Source organism: Sulfolobus sp. B1 (genome assembly GCF_007050195.1).
GTDB lineage: Archaea > Thermoproteota > Thermoprotei_A > Sulfolobales > Sulfolobaceae > Saccharolobus.
The window spans coordinates 1-624 of sequence record NZ_QIMI01000351.1 but is presented as its reverse complement, the minus strand read 5'-3'; the positions used below and the strand labels follow the sequence as shown (position 1 = coordinate 624).

1 protein-coding gene is annotated in these 624 nt (G+C 37.8%); it reads right to left on the bottom strand.

All coding sequences use genetic code 11. The annotated features are described in order from the left end of the window. The coding region (locus DMP16_RS10655) for an acyl-CoA dehydrogenase family protein (protein ID WP_143577259.1) at nt 1–624 on the bottom strand (624 nt) is incomplete at both ends.

Below are 624 nucleotides of genomic sequence, written 5' to 3'. Positions count from 1 at the left end.
TCATAAGCAGCTGTATTTGACATAGTCCTTATCTCCCTCATTTCTATACTCCCTTCCTTTACCTCTCTTAAATCAACTACAAACAATGTAATTCCCTCAGTTTTCCTCTCTACCTTCTCATAAGGTTTAGTCCTAGCTACGAGTATCATGAAGTCAGAATACTTAACCCTAGAAATGAATATTTTATGCCCTTTTACGACGTACTTGTTCCCTTTCTTCTCAGCGAAAGTCCTTATCTTAGTGCTATCTGATCCAGACTCGGGCTCAGTTAAGGCTAACGAGAGGACTTTAGCCCCATTTGCTATCTCTCTAAAGTACTTCTCTCTAATTACTTTACCAGCATGTCTAACTAGGAGTGAAGTATTATAATAATGACCGTGAAGGACGTAAGAATTTCCACCTTTGACGTTAACAAGATATAAGATCGCACAAGCCATTTTCGGTCCCTTACCAATTCCACCATAGTCTTTAGGTATTAAAATAGATCCTAAACCAAGCTCGATGAACTCATTCATGAACTCTGAGGGAAATTCCCTTTTTATATCCTTATCTAGCCAATACCTTTCATTATACTTATCCATCAATTGGTTTACAGAGTCTAAAATTAACCTGTCCTCCTCTGAT